The 18673-nt window shown below is 66.8% G+C and carries 23 protein-coding genes; 16 read left to right on the forward strand and 7 right to left on the reverse strand.

Going from position 1 to position 18673, the window contains the following annotated elements:
- Window positions 1-281 precede the first annotated feature (281 nt).
- From pgeF to lgt, 3 genes are read right to left on the reverse strand one after another with little or no spacing between them, the layout of a single operon-like run.
- Window positions 282-1052: a peptidoglycan editing factor PgeF gene (pgeF, locus tag HNS34_RS09390; protein WP_172319793.1), complete on the reverse strand. Its 771-nt coding sequence runs from the start codon at window positions 1050-1052 to the stop codon at window positions 282-284.
- A gap of 3 nt (window positions 1053-1055) precedes the next feature.
- Entirely contained in the window at window positions 1056-2120 is a 1065-nt protein-coding gene (locus tag HNS34_RS09395; protein ID WP_172319794.1) for a class I SAM-dependent methyltransferase, read from the reverse strand.
- Window positions 2117-3031 (reverse strand): prolipoprotein diacylglyceryl transferase, encoded by a 915-nt coding sequence (lgt, locus tag HNS34_RS09400; RefSeq protein WP_172319795.1) that lies wholly within the window; start codon window positions 3029-3031, stop codon window positions 2117-2119. Before lgt ends, HNS34_RS09395 begins: the two co-directional genes overlap by 4 nt.
- Before the next feature lie 120 nt (window positions 3032-3151).
- Between lgt and HNS34_RS09405 the strand changes: the two genes are divergently transcribed.
- The 6 genes from HNS34_RS09405 (at window position 3152) to HNS34_RS09430 (ending at window position 6649) form a co-directional block, all read left to right on the forward strand.
- Window positions 3152-3400 (forward strand): accessory factor UbiK family protein, encoded by a 249-nt coding sequence (locus HNS34_RS09405; protein WP_172319796.1) that lies wholly within the window; start codon window positions 3152-3154, stop codon window positions 3398-3400.
- Window positions 3401-3551: 151 nt separating this feature from the next.
- Window positions 3552-3740, forward strand: coding sequence for a hypothetical protein (locus HNS34_RS09410; RefSeq protein WP_172319797.1), 189 nt, complete (start codon window positions 3552-3554; stop codon window positions 3738-3740).
- Between the two features lie 247 nt (window positions 3741-3987).
- A complete protein-coding gene (locus tag HNS34_RS09415) occupies window positions 3988-4491 on the forward strand; it encodes a type III secretion system chaperone family protein (protein WP_172319798.1) in 504 nt (167 codons plus the stop codon).
- Window positions 4492-4560: 69 nt separating this feature from the next.
- Entirely contained in the window at window positions 4561-5370 is an 810-nt protein-coding gene (gene proC / locus HNS34_RS09420) for a pyrroline-5-carboxylate reductase (RefSeq protein ID WP_172319799.1), read from the forward strand.
- Entirely contained in the window at window positions 5367-5708 is a 342-nt protein-coding gene (locus HNS34_RS09425) for a tRNA-binding protein (RefSeq protein WP_172319800.1), read from the forward strand. Before proC ends, HNS34_RS09425 begins: the two co-directional genes overlap by 4 nt.
- On the forward strand, window positions 5705-6649 hold the full coding sequence (locus HNS34_RS09430; RefSeq protein WP_172319801.1) for a 2-hydroxyacid dehydrogenase: 945 nt from the start codon (window positions 5705-5707) through the stop codon (window positions 6647-6649). Before HNS34_RS09425 ends, HNS34_RS09430 begins: the two co-directional genes overlap by 4 nt.
- Window positions 6650-6770: 121 nt before the next feature.
- Here the strand turns inward: HNS34_RS09430 and HNS34_RS09435 are convergent, their stop codons facing one another.
- Window positions 6771-7358: a thymidine kinase gene (locus HNS34_RS09435; RefSeq protein ID WP_172319802.1), complete on the reverse strand. Its 588-nt coding sequence runs from the start codon at window positions 7356-7358 to the stop codon at window positions 6771-6773.
- Between the two features lie 143 nt (window positions 7359-7501).
- On the opposite strand from HNS34_RS09435, the gene HNS34_RS09440 reads away from it, so the two are divergent.
- From HNS34_RS09440 to HNS34_RS09485, 10 genes are all read left to right on the forward strand, one after another.
- Window positions 7502-8671 (forward strand): cytochrome P450, encoded by a 1170-nt coding sequence (locus tag HNS34_RS09440; protein ID WP_172319803.1) that lies wholly within the window; start codon window positions 7502-7504, stop codon window positions 8669-8671.
- Between the two features lie 160 nt (window positions 8672-8831).
- Window positions 8832-9584 (forward strand): class II aldolase and adducin N-terminal domain-containing protein, encoded by a 753-nt coding sequence (locus tag HNS34_RS09445; RefSeq protein WP_172319804.1) that lies wholly within the window; start codon window positions 8832-8834, stop codon window positions 9582-9584.
- A complete protein-coding gene (locus tag HNS34_RS09450) occupies window positions 9556-10641 on the forward strand; it encodes an FAD-dependent oxidoreductase (protein ID WP_172319805.1) in 1086 nt (361 codons plus the stop codon). The genes HNS34_RS09445 and HNS34_RS09450 overlap by 29 nt, the downstream gene beginning before the upstream one ends.
- Window positions 10642-10695: 54 nt before the next feature.
- Window positions 10696-11667, forward strand: coding sequence for a sterol desaturase family protein (locus tag HNS34_RS09455; protein WP_172319806.1), 972 nt, complete (start codon window positions 10696-10698; stop codon window positions 11665-11667).
- Between the two features lie 84 nt (window positions 11668-11751).
- Window positions 11752-12303, forward strand: coding sequence for an RNA polymerase sigma factor (locus HNS34_RS09460; protein ID WP_172319807.1), 552 nt, complete (start codon window positions 11752-11754; stop codon window positions 12301-12303).
- Complete coding sequence (locus tag HNS34_RS09465; RefSeq protein WP_172319808.1) at window positions 12303-12938, forward strand: hypothetical protein; 636 nt, start codon at window positions 12303-12305, stop codon at window positions 12936-12938. Before HNS34_RS09460 ends, HNS34_RS09465 begins: the two co-directional genes overlap by 1 nt.
- Before the next feature lie 26 nt (window positions 12939-12964).
- Window positions 12965-14233: a S8 family serine peptidase gene (locus HNS34_RS09470; RefSeq protein ID WP_172319809.1), complete on the forward strand. Its 1269-nt coding sequence runs from the start codon at window positions 12965-12967 to the stop codon at window positions 14231-14233.
- A gap of 100 nt (window positions 14234-14333) precedes the next feature.
- Window positions 14334-14498: a hypothetical protein gene (locus tag HNS34_RS09475; protein ID WP_172319810.1), complete on the forward strand. Its 165-nt coding sequence runs from the start codon at window positions 14334-14336 to the stop codon at window positions 14496-14498.
- A gap of 216 nt (window positions 14499-14714) precedes the next feature.
- Window positions 14715-14897 carry a hypothetical protein gene (locus HNS34_RS09480; RefSeq protein ID WP_172319811.1) on the forward strand — a complete coding sequence of 61 codons (183 nt, stop codon included), beginning with the start codon at window positions 14715-14717 and terminating at the stop codon, window positions 14895-14897.
- Between the two features lie 112 nt (window positions 14898-15009).
- Entirely contained in the window at window positions 15010-16050 is a 1041-nt protein-coding gene (locus HNS34_RS09485; protein ID WP_172319812.1) for an AbrB family transcriptional regulator, read from the forward strand.
- Here the strand turns inward: HNS34_RS09485 and dtd are convergent.
- The 3 genes from dtd to HNS34_RS09500 form a co-directional block, all read right to left on the reverse strand.
- A complete protein-coding gene (gene dtd / locus HNS34_RS09490; protein ID WP_172319813.1) occupies window positions 16047-16490 on the reverse strand; it encodes a D-aminoacyl-tRNA deacylase in 444 nt (147 codons plus the stop codon). The two genes, HNS34_RS09485 and dtd, sit on opposite strands and share 4 nt — an antisense overlap.
- On the reverse strand, window positions 16487-17410 hold the full coding sequence (locus HNS34_RS09495; protein WP_172319814.1) for a carbohydrate kinase family protein: 924 nt from the start codon (window positions 17408-17410) through the stop codon (window positions 16487-16489). Before HNS34_RS09495 ends, dtd begins: the two co-directional genes overlap by 4 nt.
- 72 nt (window positions 17411-17482) lie before the next feature.
- A complete protein-coding gene (locus HNS34_RS09500; RefSeq protein WP_172319815.1) occupies window positions 17483-18658 on the reverse strand; it encodes a TFIIB-type zinc finger domain-containing protein in 1176 nt (391 codons plus the stop codon).
- Between the last annotated feature and the right edge of the window lie 15 nt (window positions 18659-18673).

Raw genomic sequence — 18673 nt, forward strand, 5'->3', positions numbered from 1 at the left:
GTCATTGTCCGTTGTCCTTGTCTCTGGCCCGTATCGGGCGATGCCTGTCCGGTTCTTCCGGGTTGAGGACACTCTGGCGGGCAACTCGGGCCCCGTTGCGGCATGGGCGGCAGTTTTGTGCAAAAACCTCGGGGCGGGAATGTGGCGGGGCGGGGCCAGTGAAAATTGGCGGATGGGTGCCTGCCATGGGCGAAAATCGGCGCGAATGGGGCGGGGGGCGCCCAAGCCTTGCCCCATTCGCGGGCAGGTGCGGCCCGAATCTGGCGAGGTTGCCCAATCTGTCAGAGACGAATCGCCGAGATCAGCCGCCCGTAATCGACCTCGCCGCGATGTGTGGCGCGGCGGTAGGAATAAAACCGCGCCTCGTCCGAATAGGTGCAATGGCCGGTCCATTCCGCATCGCCCACCCCCGCCGCGCGCAGCCGTGACAGGCCATAGCCCGGCAGATCGAACAGATACCGGTCGCCCGCGCCATTCACGAAGAAACGCGCGTTTTCGGGCGCCTCGTCCAGGAACGGCTCGATGAAGTCCGGCCCGACCTCATAGGCGCGCTGGCTGATCGAGGGGCCGATCGCGGCGTGGATGTCCCCCCGCGTGGCCCCGAGCGCCTCCATTTCCGCAAGCGTGCGTTCCAGGATCCCGTCAAGCGCCCCGCGCCACCCGGCATGGGCGGCCCCGATCACGCCCGCCTTCGTGTCGGCCAGCAGCACCGGCTGGCAATCGGCGGTCAGGATGGCGATGGCGGTGCCGGGCGTGGCGCTGACGATACCGTCGGCCTCGGGGCGGGGCAGGGGTTGGGTGTCACCAACCGCGACGGCCCGGTCGCCATGGGTCTGGTGGACGGTAACCAGCCGCTCGACAGGCACTTCCATTGCATGCGCAACGCGGGCGCGGTTCATGTCGACCACGGCGGATTGATCCGAGGATCCCTGGCCGCAATTGAGGCCCCGGAAGATGCCCGAGGACGCGCCCCCGGCCCGCGTGAAGAACCCGTGCCGCACCCCTTTCAGGAGGTCGGAGGTCAGACATTCAAGCTGCGGTGTCGCGGTCATCGCTCAGGCGGGCTCCAATCCCGGAGGTGCGGGGCAGTGCGTCGGGGTCAACGCCAGCACTTTGAAGAGCGTTCCCATTTCCGAGGGATGCGTCAACCGTCTGTGTGCCGCGATATGGCTGTCCAGCGCCGCGCCCTGCAGCTTCGCCGCCAGCGCCTCGGCCCGCGCGGTGATGCCGAGCCGTTCCAGGAACACGCCCTGCGGCGTGAGGCGTGAGGCCCGCGCGCGGCTGGCCGAGGCCAGCGGCCCGAACGCCACATGCGCGGTCAGATCGGCCGCGCCGGGGCTGGCCAGCGCATCGACAGGGGCATGGCCCCGCACCGCCTGCAACGTGTCTCCGATGCTGACCTCATCGCCATAATCGAGGATCAGCGCCGCGCCGCCAAGCGCCTCGATCCGGTTCCCGAAATCGGCGGCCAGCGCCTGCGCGGAGGCGTTCCATTCCGCGATTTGTCCCTCTTGGGTGTCGGCAACCCGATCCGCCAGGGCCTCCATCGGCGCCTCGGGGGCCAGGCCCCAGGCAAGCTGCCCGTCGACCACGCCGATCATGCGCTCATGCCAGCCGGTCTTGGCCCGCTGGAACTGGCGGATGGGCAGGGCGTCGAAAAACTCGTTGGCGATCAGGTAGGTGGGCAGGTCCGGCAGGCTTGCGGGATGGTCGTGGAACGTGACCTCATGGCCCTGCAATGCCGCTTCCTGCCGCGCGCGCAGGGCGGGCGAGGCCTCGACCAGGTGCAGCCGTAGGCCCGCGTGAAACCCCGGCACGCGCGCGGTTGCCCGCAGCGCGTCGGCCATCAGAGTGCCGCGCCCCGGCCCAAGCTCGACCAGCGCGAATTCCTCCGGCGCGCCCTGATCCATCCAGACCTGCGCCAGCCACAGGCCGATCATCTCGCCGAACATCTGGGAGATCTCCGGCGCGGTGGTGAAATCGCCCGCGGCCCCAAGCGGATCGCGGGTGGTGTAGTAGCCATGCGTGGGGTGCAGCAGGCATTCGGTCATGTAATCCGCCACGCTGATCGGCCCGGTCCGCGCGATCCGGGCGACAAGCGCGCCGTGCAGCGCCGTCATCGCGCGCGCCTGGGCACCAACACCATGATGAACAGCCCGGCAACGATCATCGGCAGCGACAGGATCTGCCCCATGCTCAGCCCCATATCGCCCATCTGCACGACATAGCCCATCGGGTTTTCCGCGCTGATGAAGAGGTCGTCTGCCTGCCGGAAGAACTCCACGATGAATCGCGCGAGGCCGTATCCCGCGATGAACAGCCCCAGGATAAGCCCCGGCCGTTTCAGCGCCCCGCGGGCCCATGCCAGCCACAGCAGAAGCGCGCCCAGGATCAGCCCCTCCAGGGCCGCCTCGTAAAGCTGCGAGGGATGGCGCGCGCAGACCAGTTGACCGGCCATTTCGACGATCCCCACCGGCCCTTCGCAATCCTGCGCCGCAAGTCCCGGAAACACCACGCCCCAGGGCGCATCGGTGGGCCGCCCCCACAGCTCGGCATTGATGAAATTCGCCACCCGGCCAAAGAACAGACCGAAAGGCGTGACCATCGCCATCGCGTCATGCACCTGCAACACCGGCAGCCGGTTGAGGCGGCAGAAGATGAGCCCCGCAACCATGACCCCGAGGAACCCGCCATGAAACGACATGCCGCCCTGCCAGATCTGCACGATCTCGGCAGGGTTTTGCCAGTAATAGGCCGGCTGGTAGAAGATCACGTAGCCAAGCCGCCCGCCCAGGATCACGCCCAGGATCACCCATGTCAGCAGGTTTTCGACCTGCGCGGGCGTCATCGGCGCGGTGTCACCTGGCCACAGCTCGGGCCGCTTCACCGCCCGCACGATCACCCGCCAGCCGAGGATCAGCCCCGCGATATAGGCCAGCGCATACCAGCGCAGCTCGAACATCATGAAGCCCAGGTCGAGCGAGAAGATCACCGGATCAATGGGCGGAAAGGGGAGCGCTGCGGGGAGCATGGGAAACCTTCCTTGGGAACGATTACGGCTTGGATGGCCCATGCCCTGCGGCGAAGTCAACCTTGATGCCCCGGCCCGGAAGGGCCATATGAAAGCCCAAGCCACCAGGAGGCACGCAAGATGCAGACCCGCAACAAGATCATGGAAGATATCGGCCAGCTGATGACCAACGCGATGGGCGTGGCGCAGGGGGCCAAGGACGAGGCCGAGACCGCGATCAAGTCGGCCATGGACCGCTGGCTCGCCGACCGCGATTTCGTCACGCGGGAGGAGTTCGACGCCGTGCGCGCCATGGCCCAGAAGGCGCGCGAGGAAAACGAGGCGCTCAAGGCCCGGATCGCGGCGCTGGAATCGGACGGTCAGGGCTGAGCCCGGCAAGGGTTCCCTCAACTGATTGTTTCCGGGGTCGGGAAATCGGTCCCTGAATCGTCAGATTTCGGCCCCCATTCCGCAGTTTTGATCTGTCACAACGGGGCTATGCCGCAGAGCGCAATCAATTCATTCCCCCGGATCGCCACCCATGTTCGGTTTCAGCCTCCCCGTCAATCTCCTGCTTCTGGTCGCCAGCCTGGCGTGCCTGATCGGCCTGCTTCAATGGCTGGCCCGCAGGGCGAAGCGGCGGCGCGACGAGGATGACCAGGATGTCGAACCCCTGACCACCAGCCTTGCCCGCACCCGCAGATTGCCCAGGGGCGGCGGCGGCACCTGATCCGGCGCATAAAGCCATCCACATGCCTGAAATTACTTGTGGATAGGTTGCATCGGCGGCCCGTTCCCCCCTGTCACAGGTAAAATTATCCTTTACAGGATGCCCCTGACCCTCCACCATATCTGGTATGGGGTCGGGCACGCTCCGGCGACCCATAGTACAAGACCCAGCTTCTAGTAGGGGCGGCGGATCTGTCGGGTCCGACACTCCTGCCGAGGCTGCCAACGAGAAAAAAGAGGCCTGGGCAATGTCACTCTCCGAGCAATATCTGGAGGTCGAAGACCTTCACCCCATCGACATCGTGGAAACGCTGGCGACGCATCACGACTGGGATTTCGACCGCGTCGCCGACGATCAGATCGCCATGGCGATCGAGGGCCAGTGGCGCACCTATTCCGTCACCCTGGCCTGGTCCTCCTATGACGAGACGCTGCGGATGATCTGCACCTTCGACATGGAGCCGCCCGAGGGCACGCTGCCCGCGCTTTACGAGACGCTGAACCTGACCAATGACAAATGTTGGGCGGGGGCCTTCAGCTACTGGCACGCGCAGCGGCTGATGGTCTATCGCTACGGCCTGGTCCTGGCCGGTGAACAGATGGCAAGCCCCGATCAGATCGCCTGCATGGTCGAAACAGCCGTCATGGCGGCCGAGCGCTACTACCCGGCCTTCCAGCTGGCCTGTTGGGGCAACAAGACCCCGGAACAGGCGATGCAGGTGGCCATCGCCCAGACCTACGGTCGCGCCTGACCCCCCATTGCAGCCGCCCCCGCCTGCGCATAGGCTCCGCGCCGATGCGCAGATAAAACGGGGGACGCGATGGGTTTCGATCAGATCAAGACGCGCGGGCTGGTGATGCTCGGCTGCGGCAAGATGGGGCAGGCGATGCTGGAGGGTTGGCTTGCCCGTGGCATCCCGGCTGACAGCGTCACCGTCATCGACCCGCGCCCCTCCGACTGGGTCAAGGCCAGGGGCATGCACGTCAACACGGAGCTGCCCGTTGACCCCGCCGTCGCGATCGTCGCCGTCAAACCGCAATTCATGGGTGAGGCGCTGCCGCAGCTGAAACCGCTTGGTGGCGGGGATTGCCTGATCGTCTCGGTCGCCGCCGGCACGCCGATTGCCACCTTCGAGACAACCCTCGGTGCAGGCACCCGCGTGATCCGCGCCATGCCCAACACCCCCGCCGCCGTGGGCCGCGGCATCACCGCGATCATCGGCAACGCGGCCTCCGGCCCCGCGGATGCCGACCTCGCCGAGGCGCTGCTCTGTGCCGTGGGGCAGGTGGTGCGGCTGGACAGCGAGGATCAGATCGACGCGGTCACCGGCGTCTCCGGCTCTGGTCCGGCCTATGTCTTCTACATGATCGACGCGCTTGCCGCCGCCGCGCGGGCGGAAGGATTGCCCGAGGAGATGGCGATGCGGCTTGCCAAGGCCACCGTTGCGGGCGCGGGCGCGCTGGCCGAGGCCGCCGACGACACCCCCGAACAGTTGCGCATCAACGTGACCAGCCCCAATGGCACCACGCAGGCGGGGCTTGAGGTGTTGATGGCCGAGGATGGCCTCATGCCGCTGATGCGCGCCACCGTGGCCGCCGCCGCGAACCGCAGCCGGGAGCTCAAGGCATGAGCGACGAGATCGGATTCGACGACTTCCTCAAGGTCGACATCCGCGTCGGCACCGTGACCCGCGCCGAACCCTTCCCCGAGGCGCGCAAACCCGCGATCAAGCTCTGGGTCGATTTCGGCGGCGAGATCGGCGAGCGGAAATCCTCGGCCCAGATCACCGCGCATTACACGCCCGAGGCGCTGATCGGGAGGCAGGTCATGGCAGTGGTGAATTTCCCAGCCCGCCAGATCGGCCCGATGCGGTCGGAAATCCTCGTGCTCGGCCTGCCCGACGCGGAGGGAGAGATCGTGCTGATCGGCCCCGACCACCCGGTGCCCACCGGGGGGCGGATGCATTGAAACTGCTGATCTCCCGCACCCTGACCGACGATGTCATGCGCCGCGCCCGCGCCGAATTCGACCTGCTGGAGCGCGACACCAGCACCTCGCTTGGACGGGCCGAGACAATCGAGGCTCTGCACAAAGCCGACATCCTCCTGCCCACGCTCGGCGATGCCCTGGGGGCGGAGGCTTTCACCGGCGACGGGCTGCGCTGCAAGCTGCTGGCCAATTTCGGCGTCGGCTATAACCATATCGACGTTGAGGCCGCCCGCGCGCACGGCATTGCCGTCACCAACACGCCGGGCGCCGTTACCGATGCCACCGCCGACATCGCCATGACGCTTCTGCTGATGACCGCGCGCCGCGCAGGCGAGGGGGAACGGCTGGTGCGTGCGGGCAAGTGGTCCGGCTGGCACCCGGTGCAGATGTTGGGCCAGCACGTCACGGGAAAGCGTCTCGGCATCGTCGGCATGGGCCGGATCGGGCAGGCCATCGCCAGACGCGCGCATTTCGGCTTTGGCATGCAGGTTGCCTATACCAGCCGCAGCCCCAAGGATATGCCCTTCCCGGCGGAGGCGCTGCCGCTGCCCGACCTTCTTGCCAGGTGCGATTTCGTGGCCCTCGCCGTGCCCGCCAGCCCCGAAACGCATCACCTGATCGGCGCGCGGGAACTGGCCCAGATGCAGCCCCACGCGGTGCTGGTCAATATCGCGCGCGGCGATGTGGTGGACGAATCCGCCCTGATCCATGCCCTGCAAAGCCACCGGATCGCAGGCGCGGGCCTCGATGTCTACGAGTTCGAACCGGACGTCCCCCCGGCCTTGCGCGCGCTGCAAAACGTCACCCTGCTGCCCCATCTCGGCACCGCCACCGAGGAGGTGCGCAGCGCCATGGGCCATATGGCCCTCGACAACGCCATCGCCTTCCGCGACGGCCACCCGCTGCCCAACCCGGTCTGACTGTCCCATCTTCTTGGTGGAAATACTCTGGGGGTTTGGGGGCGTCGTCCATTGGGCTTGAACCAATGGCGCACAATGAACGACCCCCAACCGGTCGGATTGCGAAGCAATTCGACCCCACTCAGCGCACCCGATCCCCGATCTCCTCGCGGAAATGCTTGCGGCAGAGCGACACATAACGGTCATTGCCGCCCACCTCGACCTGCGCCCCCTCGCGCATCGCGTGTCCGTCTGCATCCACCCGGATCACCATCGTCGCCTTGCGCCCGCAATGACAGATCGTGCGCACCTCGCGCATCTCGTCGGCCAGCGCCAGCAATGCCGCCGATCCCGGAAACAGCTCGCCCCGGAAATCGACGCGCAGCCCGTAGCACATCACCGGCACGCGCAGGTCATCGACCGCGCGGGCCAGTTGCCAGACCTGGTCGCGGGTCAGCCATTGCGCCTCGTCCAGCAGCACACAGGCGCAGGGTCCCGCCGTGAGCCGCGTCTCGATCATCTCGAAAAGGTCGGTCGAGGCGCCATAGGTATCGGCAGGCGCCGAGATGCCGATGCGGCTGGCGATCTGGCCCTTGCCTGCCCGGTCATCGAAATTCGCGGTCAGCAGATAGGTCTGCATCCCCCGCTCGTTATAGTTGTAGGAGGCCTGCAACAGCAGCGTCGATTTGCCCGCGTTCATGGTGGAGTAGTTGAAGAACAGTTTCGGCATGGTCAGGACGGGTCCGCTTGGGCGTGGATAAAGACAGCCCGGAGAGGGGCGAGAAAACCGATTCAATGTCAACCCGAAAGCCTCTAGGATGCGCGCGAAACGCCCTCATCGGGGGCCAGTGTTTGACGTCAATCGGGGGAAGAATGTCCGACGCGCCGATCTATGAAATTGACCCGGAGGCTTTCTGGTCCGATCCCTATCCGGACCTGAAACGCATGCGCGAGACCGTGCCCATCGCCTATGTGCCGCAGCTTGGCGCGACGCTGATCACCCGGCGAAACGACATCTTCGAGCAGGAAAAGCGCGTCGATGTGTTCTCCTCGGTGCAGCCCGACGGGCTGATGACGCTGCTGATGGGCCAGAACATGATGCGCAAGGACGGTGATCCGCATATGGCCGAGCGGCGCGCGATCTTCCCCGCGATCTCGCCCAAGACGGTCAAGGATGTCTGGCGCGCGCATTTCAAGGTGCGCACCATGGTGATCCTGGACGTGCTGGAGGAGCGCGGCGAATGCGACCTTGTCGCGGATTACGCGATGCCGGTCTCGGCCGAGGCGCTCAAGGTGCTGACGGGCCTGACCAACATGAGCTACCCCGAGATGGACCGCGTCAGCCAGGGGCTTATCGACGGCTGTTCGAACTACGCGGGCGACCTGGAGGTCGAGGCCTATTGCAAGGCCTGCACCACCTCCATCGACAACCATATCGACGCGCGGATGCCCGCGCTGCGGGCCAACCCCGACAGCTCGCTTCTGTCGGTGATGATGCAGGCGGGGCTCAGCTCCAGCCAGATCCGGGCCAATATCAAGCTGGCGATCTCGGGCGGGCAGAACGAACCGCGCGATGCCATCGCGGGCACCGCCTGGGCGCTGATGACCAACCCGGATCAGCGCTGGATGATCCGCGACGGCAAGGTCACCTGGCTCAAGGCGTTCGAGGAATATGCCCGCTGGATCTCGCCCATCGGCATGTCGCCGCGCCGGGTCGCGCGCGAGGAGGTGGTGAACGGCGTCACCTTCCACCCCGAGGATCGGGTGTTCCTGATGTTCGGCTCGGCCAATCGCGATGCCGATTGCTTCGCCCGCCCCGACGATTTCGACGTGACCCAGGACAGCAGCGCCGCGATCCCCTTCGGCGCCGGCCCGCATTTCTGCGCCGGGGCCTGGGCCGCGCGCTGCCTGATCGCCGATATTGCCCTGCCGATGCTGTTCGAGCGGCTCAAGGGCCTGCGCCCCGCCGACCCGAAACAGACGAGCTTCGGTGGATGGGCCTTCCGCGGGCCGCTCAAGATGCCGGTGGTCTGGGACAGCTGACCGATTGGTGCGCGCCGGGGCCGAAGAATTTTCCTTCAAAATTCTTCCGGTCCCAGAATTTTGAAGGAAAATTCTGCGCCCGCCTCCCCCGTCCGCGCATGGTCTTTCGCGCCGTTTCGGATCAGACTGGTGCAAACCCCACGAAAAGGAAGGAGCTGCCATGTCCCTCGACACCGCCCGCCCCAACATGACCCATATGCAGGAACGCATCGACCTCGCCGCCGCCTTCCGCTGGACCGCGCGGCTCAATCTGCATGAAGGCGTCGCCAACCATTTCTCGATGGCGATCAGCGACGATGGCTCCCGCTTCCTGATGAACCCCAACCAGATGCACTTCTCCCGCATCCGCGCCAGCGACCTGATCGAGATGGACGCCAACGACCCCGACGCGCTCATTGGCACCGATGCCGACATCACCGCCTGGGGCCTGCATGGCGGCATCCACCGGCATTGCCCGCATGCGCGCTGCGCGATGCATGTCCATTCGATCCACGCCACCGTGCTGGCCTGCCTCCAGGACAGCCGCCTGCCGCCGATCGACCAGAACTGCGCCACCTTCTACAACCGCATCGTCATCGACGACCATTACAACGGCTTGGCGATGGAGGACGAGGGCAACCGCTGCGCCGCGCTCTTCTCCGATCCGAAACACAAGGTGATGGTGATGGGCAATCACGGCGTCATGGTGATCGGCGCAACGGTGGCCGAGACCTTCAACCGCCTCTACTATTTCGAACGCGCCGCCGAGACCTATATCCGCGCGCTGCAAACCGGCCAGCCTTTGCGCGTCCTGTCGGACGAGGTGGCCGAGAAAACCGCGCGGATGCTGGAGGACTACCCCGAGCAGGACACCCGCCACCTGGCCGAGCTGAAGGCGATACTGGATGAAGAGGGCTCGACCTACGCGGACTGATCCGCGCGTCCTGATCGTGGGGGCGGGACCGACCGGCCTGACGGCGGGCGTCGAACTGGCGCGGCTTGGCATTATCCCGCGCCTGATCGAGAAACGCGAGATGGCCAGCGGCTTTTCCCGCGCTGTCGGCCTGCTGCCCGCCTCGATGGAGATCTTCGCCCGCTCCGGCACCGATGCGCCCATCCTGACGGAAGCGATCCGCTTTCGGGGCATCCTCTTTCACCGCGATGCGCGCCGCGTCGCCCGCATCCCGCTTCCCGATCCGCCCGCGCCCCCGCCGCTCCTCGGCCTGCCGCAGGACCGCACCGAGCATCACCTGGCCGAGACCTTCCGCCGCCTCGGAGGCGCGGTGGACCATGCCACCCCGCTGACCGGCCTGCGCCACGCCGACGACGGTGCAATCGCCGAGATCGACGGGCAGGACCACCGCTTCGACCACGTCATCGCCGCCGATGGTGTCCACTCCACGGCCCGCATGGCACTCGGGCTGGACTTCCCCGGCTTCGACCTCGATCAGGACTGGTCCATCGCCGATGTCGAGGCGCCGGACTGGCCCGATCCCGGCTGGTTCCAGGGCTTCCTGATGGACCAGGGCCGCATCGCCGTGGTCGTCCCGCTGGAAGCCGCGCGCTTTCGCATCATCGCCGACACGCCCGACGCGCTGGCGGCGCTGCCGGTGGATATGCCCGTGACGCGGATGCACAGGGCGGGGCGCTTTACCCTCTCGATCCGGCAGATGGCGCAATATACCCATGGCCGGGTCGCCTTCGCGGGCGACGCCGCGCATTGCCATTCGCCCATCGGCGGGCGCGGCATGAATATCGGTATCGCCGATGCCGCCGACCTCGCCGCCCGCATCACGCAGGGCGACATCTCCGGCTACCACGCCGCCCGCCATCCGGTCGCCAAGCGCACCATCGACCTGACCGAGGCCGCCCGCCGCCGTCTGACGGCAACCGGCGCGCTGTCGCGCATGACGATCACCGGCGCGCTGCGCATGGTCGCCCTGATCCCGCCGCTCAGACGCCGCCTGATCCGCACCCTGACCGATATCTGAGCCCTTGCCGCCACGCCGCCCGTGCGTAAACTGCAAGCGCGGGAGGGACGGTCCATGAGCGACACGAGACAGGAATGGAATCACGTGCCCGAGGTGCCGATCCGCGTCTCGCCGCTCTGGTCCTGGCCGCCGCAGCCCGTGGCCGCCCTGCGCTGGTATCTCGACAGCTGGTTCTTCCTGACGATCAACATGGCCATCGTCGCGATCTCCTTCGCCAGCCTCTATCTCGCCAGCCCGACGCTGGAGCAGACCGCACAACCCGCCCCCGGCTGGATCGCGCTGATCTTTCTGCGCAACGCCGTCATCGTCACCCTGGTCGCGGGCCTGCTGCACCTGTGGTTCCACAGCTATGCGCGCCAGGGAACGGCGCTCAAATACGACCCGCGCCCCTATCCGCGCCGGGGCCGCGTCTTCACCTTCGACCGCCAGCTTGCCGATAACGCCTTCTGGACGCTCGCCTCGGGCGTCACGGTCTGGTCGGCCTTTGAGTGCCTGATGTGGTGGGCCATGGCGAACGGGTATGCCGCCACGATCACGTTTCTGACCAACCCGATCTGGTTCATCGCCATCTTCTTCCTGATCCCGGTCTGGGAGAGCTTCTATTTCTACTGGATGCACCGCTTCCTGCACTTGGGGCCGATGTATCGCTTTCACGCGCTGCACCATCGCAACACCGATATCGGCCCGTGGTCGGGCCTCTCCATGCACCCGGTGGAACATCTGTTCTATTTCGGCTCGGTCCTCATTCATTTCGCCATCGCCAGCCATCCGGTGCATGTCATCTTTCACCTGATGTTCTACGGCCTTCTGGCCATCACCACCCATACCGGGTTCGAGGGCGTCCTCTTCCGCAACCGCAAGCGCCTGCATCTGGGCAATTTCCACCACCAGATCCACCACCGCTATTTCGAGTGCAATTACGGCAATCTCGATGTGCCCTGGGATCGGTTCTTCGGCTCCTGGCATGACGGCACGCCCGAGGCCAAGGCGCGGATGCGGGAACGTCTGGCGGCGCGGCGGCGCTGAAGCCCCGGGTCCGGTTTCCCCCACTTGGCGCAGCCCGGAAAACCGTCTAGACCTTTGCACCTGGGTTTGGACGGACCTTAACATATGGATAGCGATCACAAATTCCTGATGACGCGGATCGCGGGGGGCGACAGACAAGCCCTCGCCGCGCTTTACCGTGCGCTGGAACGGCCGGTCTACAAATTCATCGTCTCCAGATTGAACGATCCGCACGAAGCGAACGACATACTACATGAAGTCTTTATGGATGTCTGGCGTTCCGCCGATCGTTTCGAAGGGAGATCCAAAGTGCAGACCTGGATTTTTGGCATAGCCTACCGCAAGAGCATCGACGTGATGCGCAAGCGGGGCCGCGTGGATCTGACCGATGACAGTTTCGAGCAGGTCGATGACAGCCCCGATGCCGTCACCTGCCTGGCCGCGGGCCAGGAGGCGGACCATGTGCGCCACTGCATCGGGACGCTGAAGGACGACCACAGATCGGCCATCACATTGGCCTTCTACCAGGACATGACCTATGCCGAGATCGCCGAGGTCGCGGGCGTGCCCGAAGGCACCATCAAGACCCGCATCTTTCACGCCAAGAAACTGCTGATGCGCTGCCTCTCGGGCCGGGTCGAGCGGGGGGTGGCGTGATGAGCTATTCCCGTGACGATATCGAGGCCCTGCTGCCGTTCCACGCCAATGGCACGCTGGAGGGTGCGGACCGCGCCGCCGTCGAGGCCGCGCTTGAGACGGATGCCGAGTTGCGCGCCGATCTGGCCGCCTTGCAGGCCATCCGGCAGACCATGCAGGCCGAAGAGGTCGCCAGCCCCGGCGATTTCGGCCTTGCCCGCCTGATGCGCGATGTCGAGGCCGAGACGCCCGTGACCGCGCCTCCCGCCGCCGCCAATGACAACGTGGTCCCCGTGACCCGCCTGCGCCTCTGGCAGACCGCCGCCGCGGTGATCCTGGCCGTGGGGCTCGGGGTGAACCTGCTGCCCGGTCCGGGCGATGCGCCGGAGACCGGGCGCAGCATCGCCACCGATGAAGCCCCCACCACTGAGGAGGGCTTCTCCCTCGCCTCGGGCGGTGCCCCCGATTTCACCATCGCCTTCGCCCCCGACGCGCGTGAGGCCGAGATCCGCGCGCTGCTGCTGCAAGCGGGTGTCGAGATCACACAGGGCCCCTCGGCCCTTGGCCTCTACGGGCTAAGCCTGCTAGACTCGGTCTCGGACGAGACCGCGCGCCCCATTCTGGCCAATTCCGGGATCGTCGACGATTTGCAATAGACCCATAGTCGAAGGCCATCGCCCCCATGCCGCATATCGCCCGTCTCCTGACCCTGCTGTTCCTTGTCGTCGCCCTGCCGCAAATGGCGCTGGCCCAGACCAACCCCGATGACGGGCCGGGGGAGACGCAGGGTGACGATCAGACCAACCCGGAAACCCCGGCGGGCGCGGAAGGGGACCATGGCGGTTCGGAACCCGCCCTGCGCCATGTCGCGGATCCCTTCAACCGCTATGCCCGCGTCCGGTTCAATGCGCCTGAATATATCGTCTCGGGCCCCATCGCCCAGTTCGACGCCTCGCGCGCGGCGCTGACGGGGGGCGGCGCGACGCTGTTGCGCTACCGCGATCTGCCCGCGCTCGGGCTGCGCATCGCGATCTACGATTTCAACGGGTCGCTCAACCAGGTCACGGCGCAGGCCGTGCTGGACGCGAACGCCCCCGACAGCCATGTCGGCCTGCACAATCTCTACGCGTTGGCGCAGGGCCGCCCGCGTGTCTATGCCGCCTCGATGGTGGGAATATCCGATCCCGGCACCTGCACGCTTGGCCGCCGCCTGACCATCGGCCTGATCGACGGGCCGGTCGATGCGGGGCACCCGGCGCTGGCGGGCGCGACCGTGACCTCGGAAAGCGTGCTCTACCCCGATGACCGCGCGCCGACGGCCAGCCACGGCACCGCCGTCGCCGCCCTGATGGTGGGCGTAGACCCCGAAGGCGTTCTGGGCGGCCTCGCGCGCGGGGCCAACCTGCATGCAATCTCCGCGTTCAGCCGCTCGGGCAGCAATACCGATGCCGATGTCGAGCGGATCGCGGCGGCCATCGACCGCCTGCTGGCGCGCAATGTCCGGCTGATCAACATGTCCTTCGCCGGCCCCGAGAACCCGGTGATGGAGGAGGTGCTGACCCTCGCCGCCGCGCGCGGCGCGGTGATGATCGCGGCTGCCGGCAATGACGGGCGCGAACGCGCGGCCTATCCGGCGGCGCACCCGGATGTCATCGCCGTCACCGCCGTCGATGCCGCCTTCCGCCGCTACCGCGCCGCCAATTTCGGTGACCACATCGAATTTGCCGCCCCCGGTGTCGATCTCTACGTCGCCGACGGGCAGGGCGGCAGCTATGCCTCGGGCACCTCCTATGCCGCGCCCATCGTCACCGCGCTGGCCGCGCGTCTGGGTGCGGGCGGCGGTCTGTCCGTGGCGGCGCTGCGCGAGCGGATGCGCAGCTCGGCGGTCGATCTCGGCCCCTCGGGCTTCGATGCCGAATACGGCTGGGGCCTGGTGCGCGGCGGCTGCTGAGCGCGGCGCCCGATTTCCTAACAAAGCTGTCATTTTTTGAACCCCCGGCCCGGCGCGCGCGACCCATCATCAGACACATCCGATGATAAGCGAGACCGCCATGACCCGCCTTCTGCCCGTCCTCAAATCCTTCTTCACCGGCCCCGGGGAGGGCGCGGCCTTCGCCGACCTGACGCCCCACGCCGTCCACACCCGCCACGCCATCGGCACCGGCCCCGGCGCCCGCGCGGCACTCGCCAACCTGCGCGCCGCCAGCCGCCGCTGATACCCCTCTCTCCCCGGATCGGACCCTGCCTCCCGCCCGTCCGACCCGTCGCCTGGCCGGTGCCCTTCCCCATACGGATCGGCACCGGCCTTTTTTTGACCGCACCCCGCAAAAACCCGGAAAAAAGGCGAAACTCCTTTGAACCCGCGGGTGCCGTCACACGACCTACACATGTAACGCGCATGATGTCGCGCATGACCGAGGAAGCCCAAGACAATGTCCCGCACCGTTCGCTCGATCCTGACCTTCGCCACGGTCAGCCTGAACACCGCATCCTCGGCTTTTGCCCACGATCTCGGGCAATCGTCGGTCGCCTGTTATGGCCAGGTGGTCGATGGTTATGACGAAACAATTTTCCCCCATTGCGGCCGGGTCTTTTCCGTCCGACCCGCCGCATGAACGGCACTGACCGTCCCCCGTCCCAAACTTCAGTGCCTGCCCGGTCCTTCCCCCGAAGGACCGGGCCTTTTTTCCTGTCCGTGCCGTCTTTTCCCTCCCTCGCGAAGCGCGTATGGCTGATCGCATCATGCAAGGCCCTGTTCCGACCATCCTTCTGACCCTCGCGCTCGGTGCAGGCGGCGCGGTGCTGGCGCATCTGGCGGGCGTGCCAGCGCCCTACCTGACCGGGCCCGCCGCACTGGTGACGCTGGCCAGCGTCGCGGGGCTGCGCACGCATGTGCCTGATATCCTGCGCGATTTGTGCTTTCTGACCATCGGTATCGGCATGGGCGCGGGCCTCAACCCCGAGATGCTGCGCGCCGCCGCGACATGGCCATTGAGCCTCGTGGTGCTGAGCGTGGCGATGGTCGCGATCTTCCTGCCCGGCGCGGCCCTGCTGGAGCGGGTCTTTGTCTTCGACCGCCTGACCGCGCGGCTGGCGGCGTCACCGGGGCATCTGAGCTTCGTGCTGTCCCTCACCGCCGAGAGCCGGGCGGATATCGCCATCGTCACCGTCGTGCAATCGCTGCGGGTGCTGGCGCTGACGCTGCTGGTGCCCTTCGCGGTCGCCATGCTCAGCGGGGCCGACCTGAGCATCGGATTGCCGCCCGGTCCGATCCTGTCCATCGCATCGCTGGCCGGTCTCGCGGCGGTCTCGGCGGCGCTCGGGTGGGGGTTCAAGCGGCTGCGCCTGCCTGCGGCCTACCTGCTTGGCGGCTTCGTGGTCTCCTCGCTCGGCCATGCCAGCGACGTGACGCCGGGTCTGGTGCCGCTCTGGGTCTCGGTGCCGGGCTTCGCGATCATGGGCACGCTTATCGGCACGCGGTTCTCGGGCACCACGCCAAGCCTGATCGTGCGCGCTTTCGGGGCGGCGGCGGCGCTGGCGGTGCTGGCGCTTGCCGTGACCGTCCTGGCTGCCTTTGCCATGTATTGGGCGCTGGACATGCCGATGACCACACTGCTGATCGCCTACGCGCCGGGGGGGCTGGAAACCATGGCCGCGATCTCGGTGATGCTGGAGGCCGACCCCGCCTTCGTCGCCTTTCACCACACCTTCCGGGTGGTGTTCCTGACCTTCCTCGTGCCCGCCTGCCTGCCGCGCGTGAGGGCCTAATCCTCGGTGTCGATCCAGATCGTGACCGGTCCGTCATTGACCAGCGAGACCTGCATATCGGCCCCGAACACGCCCGTCTCGGTTGCCACGCCCAAACCCCGCATCGCATCCGCGAAACGCTCGTAAAGCGCGCGGGCCAGGTCGGGCGGCGCGGCGCGGGAATAGCCCGGTCGGTTGCCGCGCGATGTATCGGCGGCCAGCGTGAACTGGCTGACCACCAAGGCCCCGCCGCCGGTATCCAGAAGCGAGCGGTTCATCTTGCCCGCCTCATCGGTGAAGACGCGCAGCTTGGCGATCTTGGCGGCCAGCGCCTGCGCCACGGCCTCATCATCGCCCGGCATGGCACAGACCAGGATCATGAGGCCCGCGCCGCATTGCCCCACGACATCGCCCTCCACGCGGACGGCGGCCTCGCGCACCCTTTGGACGAGCGCCCTCATTCCAGCTCGGCGGCCCAGGGCGGGTTGGCCCCGGCGCGGCTCACGGTGATGGCTGCGGCTCGGGCGCCCAAGGTCAGCGCATCGCGCAGGTCCCCGTCGGACAGATCCGCCAGCGCCGCCTTGGTCAGCACACCGCCCCCGTGCAGCGACGCGAGGAAGCCCGCGTTGAACGTATCGCCCGCGCCGACGGTATCGACCACCTGCGCCTTTTGTGCCTCGACAAAGACCGACCCGCTGCCCGTGTAGCCCGTGACGCCGCTGGCCCCTTCCGTCAGGCAGAGCAGTTTTGGCCCGCGCGCCAGCACCTTTGCGGCGAGGTCGGGCAGGTCGCCGTCCCCCTCAAGCCACACAAGATCCTCATCCGACAGCTTGACGATATCGGCCACCGCCAGCATGCCGTTCAGCCGCTCGCGGTAGCGCGCCTCATCGGCGATGAAGCCGGGGCGGATATTGGGGTCGAGCATGACGGGCCGCGTCCCCGCCTCGCGCAGGCAGAGCGCGGCATAGGCTTCGGCGCAGGGCTCCACCGCAAGCGAAATGCCCCCGAAAAACAGCGCCGAGACACCCTCCAGCCGCCCCGGCATGTCCTCGGGCGCAAGCATCCGTCCGGCGGTGTTCTCGTCATAGAAGGCATATTGCGCCTGGCCGTCCTTGAGCGTCACGAAGGCCAGCGTGGTGGGCCGGTCGCTGCGGATCGCGAGGTCATACCCGACATGGCTGGCTTGCAGGGACCGCTCCAGCCGCTGGCCAAAGAGGTCGCGCGACAGCCCTGTCAGCAGGCCGACCGGCACGCCCAACCGGCCAAGCGCCACGCTGGTGTTGAAGACCGCGCCGCCGGGATAGGGGGCAAAGACGGCCTCGCCGCTCTCGGATTGCCGGGGCAGCATGTCGATCAGGGCCTCGCCGCAACACAGGATCATCTCGCCGGTCTCCAGTCAGGATATGTTTGCGCTAACAACTATCGTTTCCGCAGCGGCTTGACCAGTCCGACCTTACTGGTTCATCGCAACCAGATAGCCGACGCCCGCCGCCACGATCAGGCCCGCGATCACGGCCAGCGCGATCTTGATGGCGGAATAGGGCCGTTCGCCCTGCACCCGGCCGGTCTGGCCGTTGACCACGAAGCGGTAGCTCTTGCCGCGATACTTGTAGGCCGCCATCCAGACCGGCAGCAGGATATGCTTGAAGGTCACGTCCGACACGTCCGTCGCCACCTGGCTGATCCGTTGCCGGTCGCCGCCGATGTCGAACTTGATGTCGCGCCGGATCTGCGCGTCCATGATCTCGCGGGCCTCGTCAAAGCCTTCCTCAAGCTGGACCGTATAGCCCTCGGCCCGGAACCCGGCCAGGAAATGCGGCGTATAGGGCTCCAGCATGGTCAGGTTCCAGGGCGCTAGCCCGTCGGTGTAGCTTTTCGGCAGCGAACGCGACCCAAGCACCAGGACATCGTCGAAGAAGCGCTGCACCCGGCCCCGCACATTGGTCCAGCGGATCCTCTGCTCGCGCACGGTCCGGGTCTGGCCGTTCCGCGTCACGGTGCGGTTGACGTAGTAGACCGTGCCGCGCTGACCCTCGTAGCGGCTGCGCGTTTCGGCGTCATAGGTCCAGTAGGGCACATAGATGCCGTCCAGCTTGCGGCCCTTCCTGGAATATTCCTGCAAGCCGTTCGGCGCGAACCACAGCTTGCCGAGCCATTCATTCATCGCGTCATGCGCGCTGCGTTCGTCCAGTTGGAAGGGCAGCACGCCCTTGGGCTTGATATGGCGATGGGTGCCGGTATCGGCCACCACGGGGGTGGCGCAGAACGGGCATTCGGTGGCGTGATCGGCCTCGTTGAACTCCACCTGCGCGCCGCAATTGGGGCAGGAGGAGACGCGGATCTCCTCCATCTCTGCCTCGGGCAATTGCGCGCCGAGGGCGGCATGATAGTCCAGCTCGCGGATCGCGGGTGCGTCCTCGACCATGTCCATCGCGCGGGTATTGCCGCAATGGTCGCAGATCAGTTTGCCCTCTGCCGGCGCGAACCGCATGTCGGATCCGCATTGATCGCAGGGAAAGCGGTGTTCCTCGTTGCCCTGCGGGGCGTCGGTTTCGACCGCGTCATCCTCATCCTCCCACGGGCCGCGAGGGGGGGTGGCACCGGGGGGCAGGGGGGGAATATCGCTCATGATCGGGTCTCAAAT

Origin of the sequence: Alterinioella nitratireducens (genome assembly GCF_013155465.1) — a bacterium.
Lineage (GTDB): Bacteria > Pseudomonadota > Alphaproteobacteria > Rhodobacterales > Rhodobacteraceae > Alterinioella > Alterinioella nitratireducens.